This is a genomic window from Cellulosimicrobium sp. CUA-896, from assembly GCF_001942335.1.
Lineage (GTDB): Bacteria > Actinomycetota > Actinomycetes > Actinomycetales > Cellulomonadaceae > Cellulosimicrobium.
Window position 1 is genome coordinate 1 of the sequence record NZ_MKKH01000050.1, and the last position, 14288, is coordinate 14288.

Annotated in this window: 13 protein-coding genes and 3 pseudogenes; 10 read left to right on the forward strand and 6 right to left on the reverse strand. The window is 74.5% G+C overall.

Going from position 1 to position 14288, the window contains the following annotated elements; genetic code table 11:
- The first annotated feature begins 150 nt into the window (after window positions 1-150).
- Together BJF88_RS14185 and BJF88_RS20560 are read left to right on the forward strand one after the other, a co-directional pair.
- Window positions 151-912 carry a cupin domain-containing protein gene (locus BJF88_RS14185; protein ID WP_222844014.1) on the forward strand — a complete coding sequence of 254 codons (762 nt, stop codon included), beginning with the start codon at window positions 151-153 and terminating at the stop codon, window positions 910-912.
- A complete protein-coding gene (locus BJF88_RS20560; protein ID WP_222844015.1) occupies window positions 798-1091 on the forward strand; it encodes a helix-turn-helix transcriptional regulator in 294 nt (97 codons plus the stop codon). Before BJF88_RS14185 ends, BJF88_RS20560 begins: the two co-directional genes overlap by 115 nt.
- Before the next feature lie 37 nt (window positions 1092-1128).
- On the opposite strand, the gene BJF88_RS14190 is transcribed toward BJF88_RS20560, so the two are convergent.
- On the reverse strand, window positions 1129-1647 hold the full coding sequence (locus BJF88_RS14190; protein WP_075829287.1) for a metallophosphoesterase: 519 nt from the start codon (window positions 1645-1647) through the stop codon (window positions 1129-1131).
- Window positions 1648-1735: 88 nt separating this feature from the next.
- On the opposite strand from BJF88_RS14190, the gene BJF88_RS14195 reads away from it, so the two are divergent.
- The 5 genes and pseudogenes from BJF88_RS14195 (at window position 1736) to BJF88_RS14215 (ending at window position 4939) form a co-directional block, all read left to right on the forward strand.
- Window positions 1736-2134, forward strand: a complete 399-nt coding sequence (locus BJF88_RS14195) for a hypothetical protein (protein ID WP_075829288.1) — start codon at window positions 1736-1738, stop codon at window positions 2132-2134.
- A gap of 270 nt (window positions 2135-2404) precedes the next feature.
- Window positions 2405-2686 carry an N-acetyltransferase gene (locus tag BJF88_RS22365; protein WP_255372045.1) on the forward strand — a complete coding sequence of 94 codons (282 nt, stop codon included), beginning with the start codon at window positions 2405-2407 and terminating at the stop codon, window positions 2684-2686.
- A 57-nt stretch (window positions 2687-2743) separates the two neighbouring features.
- Window positions 2744-3339 (forward strand): annotated as a pseudogene (locus BJF88_RS14205) (HhH-GPD-type base excision DNA repair protein).
- 2 nt (window positions 3340-3341) lie between these two features.
- The gene (locus BJF88_RS14210) at window positions 3342-4427 is read left to right on the forward strand and encodes a glutathione S-transferase family protein (RefSeq protein ID WP_083649157.1); all 1086 of its coding nucleotides are present in this window, start codon (window positions 3342-3344) and stop codon (window positions 4425-4427) included.
- 146 nt (window positions 4428-4573) lie between these two features.
- Entirely contained in the window at window positions 4574-4939 is a 366-nt protein-coding gene (locus tag BJF88_RS14215; RefSeq protein WP_075829289.1) for a VOC family protein, read from the forward strand.
- A gap of 22 nt (window positions 4940-4961) precedes the next feature.
- Here the strand turns inward: BJF88_RS14215 and BJF88_RS14220 are convergent, their stop codons facing one another.
- The 3 genes from BJF88_RS14220 to BJF88_RS14230 form a co-directional block, all read right to left on the reverse strand.
- Window positions 4962-5348 carry a hypothetical protein gene (locus BJF88_RS14220; RefSeq protein ID WP_083649158.1) on the reverse strand — a complete coding sequence of 129 codons (387 nt, stop codon included), beginning with the start codon at window positions 5346-5348 and terminating at the stop codon, window positions 4962-4964.
- A gap of 73 nt (window positions 5349-5421) precedes the next feature.
- Window positions 5422-6258: a coenzyme F420-0:L-glutamate ligase gene (cofE, locus tag BJF88_RS14225; RefSeq protein ID WP_075829291.1), complete on the reverse strand. Its 837-nt coding sequence runs from the start codon at window positions 6256-6258 to the stop codon at window positions 5422-5424.
- Window positions 6255-7259: a TIGR03557 family F420-dependent LLM class oxidoreductase gene (locus tag BJF88_RS14230; protein ID WP_075829292.1), complete on the reverse strand. Its 1005-nt coding sequence runs from the start codon at window positions 7257-7259 to the stop codon at window positions 6255-6257. Before BJF88_RS14230 ends, cofE begins: the two co-directional genes overlap by 4 nt.
- A 102-nt stretch (window positions 7260-7361) precedes the next feature.
- Between BJF88_RS14230 and BJF88_RS22370 the strand changes: the two genes are divergently transcribed.
- Window positions 7362-7487 (forward strand): hypothetical protein, encoded by a 126-nt coding sequence (locus BJF88_RS22370; RefSeq protein WP_255372046.1) that lies wholly within the window; start codon window positions 7362-7364, stop codon window positions 7485-7487.
- Window positions 7484-10178: pseudogene (valS, locus tag BJF88_RS14235) on the forward strand (valine--tRNA ligase). The gene BJF88_RS22370 and the pseudogene valS overlap by 4 nt, the downstream one beginning before the upstream one ends.
- Before the next feature lie 129 nt (window positions 10179-10307).
- On the opposite strand, the gene BJF88_RS14240 reads toward valS, so the two are convergent.
- Window positions 10308-11507 (reverse strand): Vms1/Ankzf1 family peptidyl-tRNA hydrolase, encoded by a 1200-nt coding sequence (locus tag BJF88_RS14240; RefSeq protein WP_075829293.1) that lies wholly within the window; start codon window positions 11505-11507, stop codon window positions 10308-10310.
- A 135-nt stretch (window positions 11508-11642) separates the two neighbouring features.
- Window positions 11643-12012: pseudogene (locus BJF88_RS14245) on the reverse strand (chorismate mutase).
- A 133-nt stretch (window positions 12013-12145) separates the two neighbouring features.
- Between BJF88_RS14245 and BJF88_RS14250 the strand changes: the two are divergent.
- Window positions 12146-13963, forward strand: a complete 1818-nt coding sequence (locus BJF88_RS14250; protein ID WP_075829294.1) for a long-chain fatty acid--CoA ligase — start codon at window positions 12146-12148, stop codon at window positions 13961-13963.
- Window positions 13964-14288 lie beyond the last annotated feature (325 nt).

A 14288-nucleotide genomic window follows, 5' to 3' on the forward strand; every position in this document is an offset into this window, starting at 1 on the left:
CGTCGCGGTCATGGTCGTCTCCTTCGGGGCGGTCCTGCTCGGGACGACTGCCAGTCAAGCGACCACGGGCGAGACGTTCCATCGCCGAACGGCTCGGACGCATACGCGATCGTCTTCCTCCCCCGCGGACGCGCGGTCTACGCTCGGGCCATGGACGTCGTCGCCGGACTCCTCGACGGCCCGCGCGCGCGGGGCGCGTTCCTCCTGCGCAGCCACCTGCGCGCGCCGTGGGCGATGCGCATCGAGGACGAGGCGCCGCTGACGATCGTCCCGGTGCTGCGCGGCTCGGCCTGGGTCGGCCCCGCCGGCGACGGCGAGCAGGGCGTGCCCGTCGGCGAGGGCGACGTCGTGCTCTTCCGCGGCCCCGAGCACTACGTGGTGGCCGACTCGCCGGCGACGGCGCCGCAGGTCGTCGTCGGTCCCGCGTCGGACATGTGCCGGGCCGTCGACGGCGGCCCGTCTCCCATGACCGTGCTCGGCGTGCGCTCGTGGGGCAACGACCCGGACGGCGAGACGGTCATCGTCACCGGGACGTACCCGCTCGACGGCGAGGTCGGACGCCGCATCCTGCGCGTGCTGCCGCAGCGCGTCGTCCTGCGCCGCGGGGACGTCGACGGCACGCTCGTCGCGATGCTCGCGCGCGAGGTGGTCCAGGACCTGCCGGGCCAGGAGGCCGTGCTCGACCGCCTGCTCGACCTGCTCCTCATCGCGTGCCTGCGCACGTGGCTCTCCCGCCCGGCGCCCCGGGCTGGTACCGCGCCGACGCCGACGCGGTGGTCGGTGCCGCCTTGCGCCTGGTGCACCACGACCCGGCCCGCCCGTGGACCGTCGACGCGCTCGCGCGCGAGGTCGGCCTGTCGCGCGCCGCCTTCTCGCGTCGCTTCACCGAGCTCGTCGGCGAGCCGCCCATGACCTACCTCACGGGCTGGCGCCTCGACCTCGCGGCCGACCTCCTCCTCGAGGACGGAGCGACCGTCGCGTCCGTGGCGCGCGCCGTCGGGTACGGCACGCCGTTCGCGCTGAGCGCCGCGTTCAAGCGCGTGCGCGGGGTGAGCCCCGCCGAGCACCGTGAGCGGGCGCGCGCAGCCTGAGCCCGGGGCCGCCGCGCACGGCGAGCGCGTTCCCGGCTCAGCGCTCGGCTGGGACACGCTCGACGGGGACGAGCTCGACGTCCCGCAGCGTGCCGCCGTCGACCGTCGCGGTGAGGTACGTGCACACCGGCTGCCGACGCCGGTCGGTTGGCGACCCGGGGTTGAGCAGCCGCATCCCCGCGGGTGAGACCGTGTCCCAGGGGATGTGGCTGTGCCCGAAGACGAGCACGTCGGTGTCCGGGTACGCCGCGTCGGCGCGCCGCTCGCGGCCGTCCTTGCCGCCCGTCTCGTGCACGACGGCGAGCCGCAGCCCCTCGATCGTCGTCGTGGCGACCTCGGGCAGCCGGGCGTGCAGCTCGGGCCCGTCGTTGTTGCCCGCCACCCCGACGAGACGCGCCGCACGGTCCTCGACGGCGTCGAGGAGGTCGACGGTCACCCAGTCCCCCGCGTGGACGACGACGTCGGCCGCGTCGACCGCGCGCCACACCTGGACGGGCAGCTCCCGCGCCCGGACGGGCACGTGGGTGTCGGCGAGCAGGAGCAGGCGGGTGACCACGCCGCCACGATAGGCGGAGCCGTCCGCGGGCGCAGATGGCAGGGGCGGGACGTCTTGCACGATCGCGCCCATGCGTGACGATGGACGGATGCCGCTCCCCCGCTGGGTCACCCGGTCGAACAAGCACGTGCTCAACCCGGTGATGCTGCGCGTCGCCACCGGCATCGGCCCGATGGCGGTCGTGCGGCACGCGGGACGGCGCAGCGGCCGCGCCTACCGCACGCCGGTGTTCGCGTTCGCGTACCGGGGCGACGGCGGGGTGCGGGTGGTCCTGGCCCTCACCTACGGACCGGACGTCGACTGGGTGCGCAACGTCGAGGCCGCCGGCGCGTTCGTGCTCGAGCGGCGCGGCGAGGAGTACCGCGTCGACGACCTGCGCCGCGTCACGGGCGAGGACGGGCTGCGCCTCGTACCCACCGCGATCGCGACGGTGCTGCGGCTCGCCGGGGTCGACGAGTTCCGCACCGGCCGGCTGCGGAGGCCCTGAGGTGGCGGTCAGCGACGCCGGCGCGACGGACGCCCGGCACGAGGGCGGACCGGTCCACCTGCGCGCCGCCGGCCCCGACGACGCCGCGGCGCTCAGCGCCGTGGAGCACCGCAGCTGGACCGAGACCTACACCGACCTCCTGCCGCCGTCGTCGTGGGACGCCGCCGAGCCGGAGGGCGACGCCCGCTGGTGGCGCCGACGGCTGGAGCAGCCGCCCCCGGGTGCCACGCTCGTGCTGGCCGAGGCGCACGGCGCGGTCGTCGGCTTCGCATGGCGGGTCGTCCGCACGGCGGCGCCCACGTCGCCCACCCGCCCGTGCGGGAGCTCGAGCTGCACTCGTTGTACGTGCTGGCGGTCTGGCACGGCACGGGCGTCGGTACCGCGCTGCTGGAGGCCGCGGTCCCGCCCGGCACGCCCGCCGAGCTCTGGGTCGCGGAGAGCAACGGGCGCGCCCGGTCGTTCTACCGCCGGCACGGCTTCGAGGCCGACGGCACGCGCGAGGCGTCGGCCCCCCGGTTCGGCGGCCTCGCCGAGATCCGAATGGTGCGCTGACCCGGCGCGACCCCGGCGTGCCGGGCCGGTCTCGTTCCGGCCTGCGATGATGGCGGCATGGCTCACGACCTGTGGCTCACCGGCGACCCGGAGGCCGACCAGCTCCTGTCCAGCGACCCGTTCGCGCTCCTGGTCGGCATGCTGCTCGACCAGCAGGTGCAGATGGAGACCGCGTTCGCCGGTCCCGCGAAGATCGCCGCGCGCATGGGCGGGCTGGACGTGCGCCGCATCGCCGACGCCGACCCCGAGGAGTTCTCGGCCCTGGCGTCGACGCCGCCGTCGATCCACCGTTACCCCGGCTCGATGGCGGGTCGCGTGCAGGCGGTCGCGCGCGCCGTCGTCGACGACTACGACGGCGACGTGACACGGATCTGGACCGACCCCGCGCCCTCGGGCGACGCGCCCGACGGGGCCCTCGTGCTGCGGCGCCTCAAGGCGCTGCCGGGTTCGGGGACCAGAAGGCCAGGATCTTCCTCGCGCTGCTCGCCAAGCAGGTCCAAGTGCAGCCGCACGGCTGGCGCGAGGCGGCGGGCGCGTACGGCGAGGAGGGGTCACGCCGCTCGATCGCGGACGTGACCGACCAGGACTCGCTCGACGCGGTCCGGGCGACGAAGAAAGCGGCGAAGGCCGCCGCACGAGCGGCGAAGGGCTGAGGGTGGACGACTCGACGACCGGCACGACCGAGCGCGAGACCGGGCAGGAGGCCGAGCGCGACGAGCACACCCGGGGCGGGACGTACTCCGTCCCGGGCAAGGAGTACACGCGCGACACGCGCTACATCGGCACGCGCGTCACCGCCGACGGTCGCGACGGGTACCCCGTCGAGCCGGGCCGCTACCGGCTCGTCGCGGCGCGCGCGTGCCCGTGGGCGAACCGCGCGATCATCGTGCGCCGCCTCCTCGGGCTCGAGGACGTGCTCTCGATGGGTCTCGCCGGCCCGGTGCACGACGAGCGGTCGTGGACCTTCGATCTCGACCCCGGCGGCCGCGACCCGGTGCTCGGCATCGAGCGCCTGCAGGAGGCGTACCTCGCCCGCGACCCGCAGTACCCGCGCGGCATCACCGTCCCGGCCCTGGTCGACGTCCCGACGGGCGCGGTCGCGACGAACGACTTCGCGCAGATCACGCTCGACCTGTCGACGCAGTGGGGCGCGTTCCACCGCGACGGCGCGCCGGACCTGCTGCCGGACGCGCACCGCGAGGAGATGGACGCGGTGATGCAGGAGGTCTACACCGAGGTCAACAACGGCGTGTACCGGTGCGGCTTCGCCGGTTCGCAGGAGGCCTACGAGCGCGCGTACGACCGCCTGTGGGCCGCGCTCGACCGGCTGGAGCAGCGTCTCGCGGACCGCCGCTACCTCGTCGGGGACACGATCACCGAGGCGGACGTACGGCTGTTCACGACGCTCGTGCGCTTCGACGCGGTCTACCACGGGCACTTCAAGTGCAACCGGAACAAGCTCACCGAGATGCCCGTGCTCTGGGCGTACGCGCGCGACCTGTTCCAGACGCCCGGCTTCGGCGACACGGTCGACTTCGTGCAGATCAAGCAGCACTACTACCGGGTGCACACGGACATCAACCCGTCGGGCATCGTCCCCGTCGGTCCCGACCTCGACGGCTGGCTCACCCCGCACGGCCGCGAGACGCTCGGCGGGCGCCCGTTCGGCGACGGGACCCCGCCCGGTCCCGTGCCCGAGGCCGAGCGGGTACCGGCCGGGCACTCGCCGCTCGCACGCTGAGCCGGCCGCCCGCTGAGCCGGCCGCCCGCCGGCCGCACACGGCGGGCGGGCGGCCGGTCGCGGACCCTGGTGCGCCCTGGGCGCCGGCCCTACGCTGACCAGTGGCGGACGGTCCCGCCCGCCGGTGGTTCGGCCTTGGAGGAATCGTGGCGCACGGCGACATCACGCACATCGACATCCCGGTCACCGACATGGACCGGGCCACGACGTTCTACGGCAACCTGTTCGGCTGGCAGATCGCCGAGGTGCCCGGCTACGAGGGCTACCCGATGTGGCAGGCCCCCAACAAGATCAGCGGCGGCGGTCTCGCGCCGCGCTCGGACGGCTTCACGCAGCCCCGCAGCTACGTCGAGGTCGACTCCATCGACGAGACGCTCGCCAAGGTGCGCGACGCCGGCGGCACCGTCGTCATGGACCGCACCGAGATCAGCCCGACGTCGTGGTGGGCGATCTTCACCGACCCGGACGGCAACCACGTCGGGCTCTACGAGGGCACGACCGAGACCGGCTGACGCCCGCCCGCGTGGCGGCCCGTCAGCGCGCGGGCAGCACCCGGCCGTCGGGGTCGTCGTCGCGTCGCGGTCGCAGCTCCGCCGGCGCCGGCCACGGCAGCGCGTGCCGCTCGACGGGTGCGTCGACCGCCCCGAAGTCGTCGGTCTGGACGACGACGCCGTCGGGTGTCACCTCGACGATCCGCACGCGCAGCGGCTCGCCGCCGGGGCGCTCGAGCATCCACACGTCGGCGAGCCAGGCCAGGCCGGTGGCCTCGAGCGCCTCCTCCGCGGAGAGCCAGTCGACCGCGCCCGTGAGCTCGCGCCCCAGCAACGACACGGCGACCCAGTCGTCGCCCTCGGGGCGGATCCACCCCACGGGCTCGCGGTCGTCGGGACGGCGGTGGGCGATCCAGTCGCTGGGAAGCACGCCGGCCACGGTAGGCGCGCGGCACCGCCCGGCCCACGGATTTCCCCGCGGGCCGGACGACGGGGCCGCGCGGTCAGGCCCCGGGCGTGGTGCCCGGAGCGGGCGCGGTGCCCGAGCCCTCGCGGAATCCCTCGGCGAACCCGTCGCGGTAGCCGCCCGCGTACGCCTCGGCGCTGCCCTCGCGGAAGAGGTCGTCCGCGGACGGACGGACGAGCACGTGGGCGCCCGGGCCGTCGTCGGACGTGACGTGGCGGCCGAGCCCGCGGACCACCGCGACCGGACGCCCGTCGGCCTTGCCCCGCACGAGCTCGCTCGCCGACGCGATCTCGTCCGCGACGGCCGCGACGGTGACCGTGAGCGGCCGCCCGTGCGCGTCGACGCCGCCGCGCAGGTCCTCCACGACGGCGACCCCGGCCGCGCCGATCGCGACGTCGACGAGCCCGTCGCGCCACGCGCGGCCCATGGTGTCGGTGACGACGACGCCCAGCCGCTCGAGACCGAAGCGCGCGCGCAGCGCGGCGCGCAGGTCGCGCGCCGAGGCGTCCGGGTCGACCGGCAGGAGCAGCACGGTGCCGTCGGGCGTGTTCGACGCGTCGACGCCCGCGGCCGCCATGACGAGACCGAGCCGGTTCTCGACGATCCGCAGCGGCGGCAGCCCCGGACGCTCGCGCGTGGCCACGACGCGCACCGTCTCGTCGGTGATCGCCTGCTCGCGGTCCGCGGCGGCGACGACCCGTCCCTCCGCCTTGGACACGACCTTGCTCGTCACGACGACGACGTCGCCCTCGGCGAGCGGGTCGCCGGACGCGGCGCCGTCCGTCGCGAGCAGGTCGCCGACCAGCGCGGCGAGGTCGTCGCCGGGCCGGACCTCGCCGAGGCCCGACGGCGCCCACGCCGTCAGGTGGCTCACCGGCTCAGCTTCGGCAGCACGTCGCGACCGAAGACCTCGATCCACTCGCGCTGGTTGCGGCCCACGTTGTGCAGGTAGATGCGGTCGAAGCCGAGGTCGACGAACTTCTGGATGTACGCCCGGTGCTCGTCCAGGTCGGCCGAGACGACCATGCGGCCCTCGAAGTCCTCGGGGCGCACGAGCTTGGCCATCTGCTCGAAGTCGTGCGGCGAGCGGATGTCGGCCTTGGGGAACTTCATGCCCCCGTTCGGCCACTCGGTCATCGCGTTCGCGAGCGCCTGCTCGTCGGTCTCCGCCCACGACAGGTGCAGCTGCAGCACCTTGGGCATCGTCTGCGGGTCGCGGCCGGACTCGCGCACGCCGTCGTCGAACTTGCCGAACAGCATGGAGATCTTCTCCAGCGGGGCGCCGACGGTGATGAGGCCGTCGGCGTGCTTGCCCGCCCGCTTCGCCGTGACGGGGCCTGCGGTGGCGACGAGGACCTCCGGCGGCACCTCCGGCATCGTCCACAGCCGGGTCGACTCCATCTTGTAGAACTGGCCGGAGTGCTTGACGTCCTTGCCGGCGAGCGAGGCGGTGAAGAGCTTCTTGATGATGTCGATCGCCTCGAACATCCGGTTGATGCGCTCGGGCGCCTCGGGCCAGTAGCCCGCGACGACGTGCTCGTTGAGCGCCTCGCCCGAGCCGAGCCCGAGCCAGTGCCGCCCCGGGTACATCGCTGCGAGGGTCGCCGACGCCTGCGCCACCATCGCGGGGTGCCAGCGGAAGGTCGGTGCCGTGACGCCCGGGCCGAGGTCGCCCCGCGTGCGCTCGCCCACGGCCGTGAGCACGTTCCACACGAACGCGGCCTGCCCCTGCGCGGGCACCCAGGGCTGGAAGTGGTCGGCCGCCATCGTGCCCGAGAAGCCGTGCTGCTCGGCGTACGCCGAGAGCTCGACGGCCTCGGTCGGGTGGAACTGCTCCAGCATGGCGGCGTAGCCGACGGTGAGGTCTGTGGACATGGTCACGAGCCTAGGTCGCGGTGGTCGCGCCGCGCGTGGCGGGAGCCGCACCGTCGCGAGACGCGTCCGGCACCGGCCGGGGATCTGGGAGAATGACCGACCATGAGCGACTTCCCGACGAACGCGCCCGCGGGCGCGGCCGACCCCGCTGCAGCCACGACCCCCGCGACCGGCACGGCGCCGGCGACGTCGTCCGCGCGGTGGTCGCGGGAGTACCCGACCGGGTGAGCCTGGACGGGCTCGAGGAGACCTACGACGCGCGGTGGACCGAGCAGGGCACCTACGCGTTCGACCGGACGAAGTCCCGCGAGCAGGTCTACTCGATCGACACCCCGCCGCCCACCGTCTCGGGCTCGCTGCACGTCGGCCACGTCTTCTCCTACACGCACACCGACGTCGTCGCCCGCTACCGGCGCATGCGCGGGCTCGAGGTCTTCTACCCCATGGGCTGGGACGACAACGGCCTGCCCACCGAGCGCCGCGTGCAGAACTACTACGGCGTGCGCTGCGACCCGTCGCTGCCGTACGTCGAGGGCTTCGAGCCCCCGCACGAGGGGGGTGACGGCAAGTCCGTGAAGGCGGCGGACCAGGTGCCGGTGAGCCGGCGCAACTTCATCGAGCTGTGCGAGCGGCTGACGGCCGAGGACGAGAAGCAGTTCGAGGCGCTGTGGCGCCGGCTCGGCCTGTCGGTCGACTGGGCGCAGCACTACCAGACGATCGACGCGCGCTCGCGCACGGCGGCCCAGCGCGCGTTCCTGCGCAACCTCGGGCGCGGCGAGGCGTACCAGGCCGAGGCCCCGGGGCTGTGGGACGTGACGTTCCAGACGGCCGTCGCGCAGGCCGAGCTCGAGGCGCGCGACTACCCGGGCCACTTCCACAAGGTCGCGTTCCACCGCGCCGGCGCCGAGGGCGAGGAGGGCGCGGGCGAGAAGGTCTACATCGAGACCACGCGCCCCGAGCTGCTCCCCGCGTGCGTGGCGCTCGTCGCCCACCCGGACGACGAGCGGTACCAGCACCTGTTCGGCACCACGGTGCGCTCGCCGCTGTTCGACGTCGAGCTGCCCGTGCTCGCCCACCCGGCCGCCGAGAAGGACAAGGCGCCGGCATCGCGATGTGCTGCACGTTCGGCGACCTGACGGACGTCCAGTGGTGGCGCGAGCTGCAGCTGCCGACGCGGTCGATCATCCAGCGCGACGGGCGCGTCGTGCGCGAGACGCCCGAGTGGATCGTCTCGGCGCACGGACGGGCCGCGTTCGAGGAGCTCGCCGGGAAGACGACGTTCTCGGCGCGCACCGCGGTCGTGGACGCGCTGCGCGAGTCCGGCGACCTCGACGGCGAGCCGGTGCCGACGCAGCGCAAGGCGAACTTCTTCGAGAAGGGCGACAAGCCGCTCGAGATCGTCACGTCGCGCCAGTGGTACATCCGCAACGGCGGCCGCGACTGGACGACGGCCGACGGCGTGCGTCGCGACCTGCGGGGCGAGCTGCTCCAGCGCGGCAAGGAGCTGGACTTCCGCCCCGACTTCATGCGCGTGCGGTACGAGAACTGGGTCGGCGGCCTCAACGGCGACTGGCTCGTCTCGCGCCAGCGGTTCTTCGGCGTGGCGATCCCGCTGTGGTACCGGGTCGACGAGTCCGGCGAGGTGGACCACGACCACCCGATCGTGCCCACCGAGGACGTCCTGCCCGTCGACCGTCGTCCGACGTCCCCGCCGGGTACACCGAGGACCAGCGCGGGGCCCCGGGGGGCTTCGTCGGCGAGACGGACATCATGGACACGTGGGCGACGTCGTCGCTCACCCCGCAGATCGCGGGCGGCTGGGAGGTCGACCCCGACCTGTTCGAGCGCGTGTTCCCGATGGACCTGCGCCCGCAGGGCCAGGACATCATCCGCACGTGGCTGTTCTCCACGGTCGTGCGCTCGCACCTGGAGTTCGACTCCCTGCCCTGGAAGAACGCCGCCATCTCCGGCTGGATCCTCGACCCCGACCGCAAGAAGATGTCGAAGTCCAAGGGCAACGTCGTCACGCCCATGGGCCTGCTCGAGGAGCACGGGTCCGACGCGGTGCGGTACTGGGCGGCCTCCGCCCGCCTCGGCACCGACGCGGCGTTCGAGGTCGGCCAGATGAAGATCGGGCGCCGCCTCGCGATCAAGATCCTCAACGCCTCGAAGTTCGCGCTGTCGTTCGGCGCCGACCCCGAGGCCGGCGAGGGCGCGAGCCACGCCATCGTGCTCGACCCCGCGCACGTCACCGAGACGCTCGACCGGGCCATGCTCGCGGGCCTCGCGGACGTCGTCGCCCGGGCGACCGAGGCGCTGGAGGCGTACGACCACACGCGCGCGCTCGAGATCACCGAGACGTTCTTCTGGACCTTCTGCGACGACTACCTCGAGCTCGTCAAGGACCGCGCGTACGGTGCGGGGGCCGCGGCGTCCGACGTCCCGGCCGAGACGCTGTCGGCGCGCGTCGCGCTCGCGATCGCGCTCGACACCCTGCTCCGCCTGTTCGCTCCGTTCGTGCCGTTCGCCACGGAGGAGGTCTGGTCGTGGTGGCGCGCGTCGGAGGGCTCGATCCACCGCGCGCCGTGGCCGACGCCCGACGTCGCGCGCTCGGCCGCCCAGGGTGCCGACCCGGCCGTGCTCGCCGCGGCGGGGCACGCGCTCGCCGCGCTGCGCAAGATCAAGTCCGAGGCGAAGGTGTCGATGCGCACCCCGATCCTCGCGGCGACCGTCGCGGTCCCCGCGGCCGCGCTCCCCGGCGTCGAGGCCGCCCTGGTCGACGTCCGCAACGGCGGGCGCGTCACCGGCACCCTCGACCTCGCCGAGGCGACCGAGGGCCAGGGCGACGCGGCCGTCCAGGGCGGCATCGTCGTCGTCTCGTCCGAGCTCGGCGAGCCGGAGCAGCGTCGCAAGGGCTGAGACCCCGCGCCGCCCGACGGGCCCAGCGCGGCACATCACGGCACAGCACGGCACAGCACGACGCCCTCCCGGGACCGGGGAGGGGCGTCGTCGTCGGTGCGGCCTCGCCGCGTGCCGGGTGCCGCTCGGTCAGATCACCTCGCCGCGGAGGCGCGAGTCGTCCCCGGACATCGTGGCCGCGACCTCCTTGGGCGTGCCCTCGTCGGACCACCGCAGGGTCGCCCCGACGCCGCCGATGAGCTCGACGCTGCCCTCCGGTGCGAACGTCACGCCGGCGTCCTGGCCGATCGCGGCGCGCACGAGCGCGAGGGGCGCCGGCAGCTCCTCGATCCCGTCGCTCACGCCCAGGCCCTCGATGTCCGCGCGCGAGGCGGCGATGTGCATCGGGCTCGGGCCGATCCAGAGCGTGCGCCCGTCGGGGTTCGTGTCCTGGGCGTAGGTGTCGGCGAGGATGAGCTCCTCGACCTGGCCGCGGGTGAGGACCGTGACGACGTCGTCGACGGACGTCACGGCACCGGACTCGCGGCCCTGCTCCTGGCGGAACTCGGCGAGCACCCGCTCCCGGCGGCGCTCCCGGAAGCTGTCGAGGGCGTCGTCGACGTTCTCCTGGAACGCCGCCTCGTGGATGCCGGCGGCACGTCCGCCGCCCGGGACCTCCACGACGATCTCCTCGACGGCGCGTCCCAGCGCGCGCCGCACGAGCGGCACGGACCGCACGTCGCCCGTGAGCAGCACGACCTCGGGGCGGTGCTCGGCCACCTGCCGCTCCAGCTCGGCCGCGACGGTCTCGGCGTTGCGCTCCCAGGAGTCCTCGGCGCGCGTCTCGACGCGGCGCTGGCCCCAGCCGCCCGCGCTCACCTTGTTGATGACGTCGTGGTCGCCCTGGACCGTCTCGGTCTCCGCGTCCGTGACGTAGCCCGCGGCGTCGGACCACAGCATGTCCGCGCCCGTCCGGTCGACCGCGACGCGCACGTGCCGCACGGCCTCGTCGCCCGCCCGTGCCGCCTGCAGCAGCGCCGGGACCTGGTCCCAGCGTCCCTGCGTGGTCGTCGGGGGCTCCTGGAGCACCCGGTCGACGAGGACGCCGGTCTCGTCGGCGATCAGCACCCGCCCGTGCGGGCCGGCGACGCGGGTGGGGCGCAGGACGACCCCTTCGAGCTCGTCGAGGACCGCGTCGGGGGCACCCTGCTGGTGCAGCTCGCGGCGCACGCCCTTCCACCGGTTCTCGACCTCGCGGTACCCCGCCTCGTTCGCCCTCGTCGCGTCGATGTAAACGGTGGCGAAGGGGCCCGGGTGGCCGAGCAGGGGCTTGAGCCAGTCGATCTTCATGCGAACACCTCAGTCGGTCGGGAGCGTGGTGCCGCCGCGGCGTCCGCCGGACGGGCCGCGGCGTCCTCCTAGACTCGTGCCGATCGGGCCGCCTCGCCACCGCGGACGCGACGGGCCCCGCGCGCCGCCCGCGCCTCAGCCGAAGGTGTCCAGGACGGGCACGGAACCGTCGCCGGCGCGGTGCTCCTCGGCGATCCGGCGGTGGTGGCGGATGACCTCGCCGACGATGAACTCGCGGAACGCCTCCGCGAACTCGGGGTCGAGCCCGGCGGTCGAGGCGATGCCCGTGAGCCGCGCGATCTGCTGCCGGTCCCGCTCGGGGTCGGCGGGCGGGAGGCCACCCGCACTTGAGCTCCCCGACACGGCGCGTGAACTTGAACCGTTCCGCGAGCAGGTGCACCAGGGCGGCGTCGATGTTGTCGATGCTCTGGCGCAGGGTCAGGATCTCGGGCGGCAGGGCGCGGGACCGGTCCACCGGCGCCGGTCCCTCGGGTGGGGTCGTCACCGTCCGATCGTAGGCTCTGGCGCCGGCCGGGCGGGGCCGTCGGGAGCGCCCCGCGGACCCGCGACGTACGCGGTACTCGCCGTGCGAGGTAAAGTGCACGCCGTCCCCGACCGTCCACTCACCGGAGAGTCCCATGACGGAACACGCGTCGCCCAGCCTCGTCGAGGTCTCTCCCGGGGCGACGACCAGCACGCTGCTCGCCGACCGCGTCGATCGGGCGCCCACGGCGCCGATGATCGAGCGCCGCGACCCCTCGGGCGCAGGCTGGACCGCGATGACCGCCCAGGAGTTCTCCGACGACGTCCTCGCCGTCGCTCGCGGCCTCGTCGCGCGGGGTGTCGCGCCCGGCGACCACGTGGCGATCATGTCGCGCACGCGCTACGAGTGGACGCTCCTCGACTTCGCGCTGTGGGCGGTCGGCGCGGTCCCCGTCCCGGTGTACGAGACGTCCTCGGCGGACCAGGTGCAGTGGATCTGCTCCGACGCCGACGTCCGCCTCGCGCTCGTCGAGACGGCGGACCATGCCGCGACGCTCGCCGAGGTCCGCGACCGGCTGCCCGGCCTCGTGGACGTCCTCGTCGTCGACGACGGCGCGGTCGACGCGCTGCGCAGCGCCGGCGACGACGTGCCCGCCGAGGAGGTCGACCGGCGCCGTGCCGCGCGGACCGCCGACGACCTGGCCACGATCATCTACACGTCCGGGTCGACGGGGCGGCCGAAGGGCGTCGAGCTCACGCACCGCAACTTCGTCCACCTCGCGCTCAACGGGCGCGCCGGCCTGGCGGAGATCCTCGACGCGCCGGGGGCGCGGACGCTGCTGTTCCTGCCGCTCGCGCACGTCTTCGCACGCTTCATCCAGGTCGTCGTCGTCGCCGCCGACTCGGTCCTGGCCCACAGCGCGGACACGAAGAACCTCCTGGCGGACCTCGGCACGTTCCGGCCCACCTTCCTGCTCGCAGTGCCGCGGGTCTTCGAGAAGGTCTACAACGGCGCGGAGCAGAAGGCGCGCGCCGGCGGCCGGGCGCGCCCGTTCCACTGGGCCGCCCGGGTCGCGATCGCCTACTCCCGAGCGCTCGACACCGCCGGCGGGCCGTCGGTCGCGCTGCGCGTGCAGCACGCGCTCGCCGACCGCCTCGTCTACCGCGCGCTGCGCGGCGCGATGGGCGGACGCCTCACGTACTCCATCTCCGGCGGCGCGCCCCTCGGTGAGCGGCTCGGCCACTTCTTCCGCGGCGTGGGGCTGCGGATCCTCGAGGGCTACGGCCTCACCGAGACGACGGCGCCGACGGCGGTGAACCTGCCCGGGCTGACGAAGATCGGCACGGTGGGCCCCGCGTTCCCCGGCACCACGCTCCGGGTGGACGACGACGGCGAGCTGCTCGTCCGGGGCGACCACGTCTTCCGCGGCTACCGCAACCGCCCCGACCTCACGGCGGAGGCGTTGCAGGACGGCTGGTTCCGCACCGGCGACCTGGGTGCCTTCGACGACGACGGCTACCTGCGGATCACGGGGCGGACGAAGGACATCATCGTCACCGCCGGGGGGAAGAACGTCGCGCCGGCCGTGCTCGAGGACCGGCTGCGCGCGCACCCGCTCGTCAGCCAGGTCGTCGTCGTGGGCGACGGCCGGCCCTTCATCGGCGCGCTCGTCACCCTCGACGCCGAGATGCTGCCGGGCTGGCTCTCCTCGCACGGGCTGCCGGCGATGGGTGTCGACGCGGCGGCGAAGGACGAGAGCGTCCTCGCGGCGCTCGACCGCGCCGTCGACCACGCGAACGAGGCGGTCTCGCGCGCGGAGTCGATCCGCAGGATCAGCGTCCTGACGACCGACTTCACGGAGGACAACGGCTACCTCACGCCGTCCCTCAAGGTGAAGCGCGCCGCGGTCGTCACCGACTTCGCCTCCACGATCGACGACCTCTACGGCGGCCCGGTCACCGCCGACGGCTGACCGTCGGGCGCGCGCCCGGCCGTCGGACGTCGACCCCGCCGACGATCGCCGTCGACTGAGGGCGGGGTGGGGTGGGGTGCGCGCCGTCGTGGCGGGCCTGGCGGGAGCGGCGTGAGGCACGAGCGCCGCGGATGGTAGACGGCGCGCGCACCACGCCACGCCGGCCGGAGGTGACCGAGGGGCTCCCGCGAAGGGGACGGGGTCAGGCGGTCTTCTCCCGCGGGGTGCGGGTGCGGGAGGCGGCGGTGGCGCCGGTGCTGCGCGGGACCAGGGTCGGGTTGACGTTGTCGAGCACGACCTCGCGGGTGATCACGACCTTCTCCAC

Bases quoted from the DNA above. Each gene is read 5' to 3' on its own strand.
- BJF88_RS14230 (WP_075829292.1), bottom strand. From the start codon at position 7,259: ATGTCCACAGACCTCACCGTCGGCTACGCCGCCATGCTGGAGCAGTTC.
- BJF88_RS14185 (WP_222844014.1), top strand. From the start codon at position 151: ATGGACGTCGTCGCCGGACTCCTCGACGGCCCGCGCGCGCGGGGCGCG.
- BJF88_RS14250 (WP_075829294.1), top strand. From the start codon at position 12,146: ATGACGGAACACGCGTCGCCCAGCCTCGTCGAGGTCTCTCCCGGGGCG.
- BJF88_RS14195 (WP_075829288.1), top strand. From the start codon at position 1,736: ATGCCGCTCCCCCGCTGGGTCACCCGGTCGAACAAGCACGTGCTCAAC.
- BJF88_RS14240 (WP_075829293.1), bottom strand. From the start codon at position 11,507: ATGAAGATCGACTGGCTCAAGCCCCTGCTCGGCCACCCGGGCCCCTTC.
- BJF88_RS22365 (WP_255372045.1), top strand. From the start codon at position 2,405: ATGGCGGGTCGTCCGCACGGCGGCGCCCACGTCGCCCACCCGCCCGTG.
- BJF88_RS22370 (WP_255372046.1), top strand. From the start codon at position 7,362: ATGAGCGACTTCCCGACGAACGCGCCCGCGGGCGCGGCCGACCCCGCT.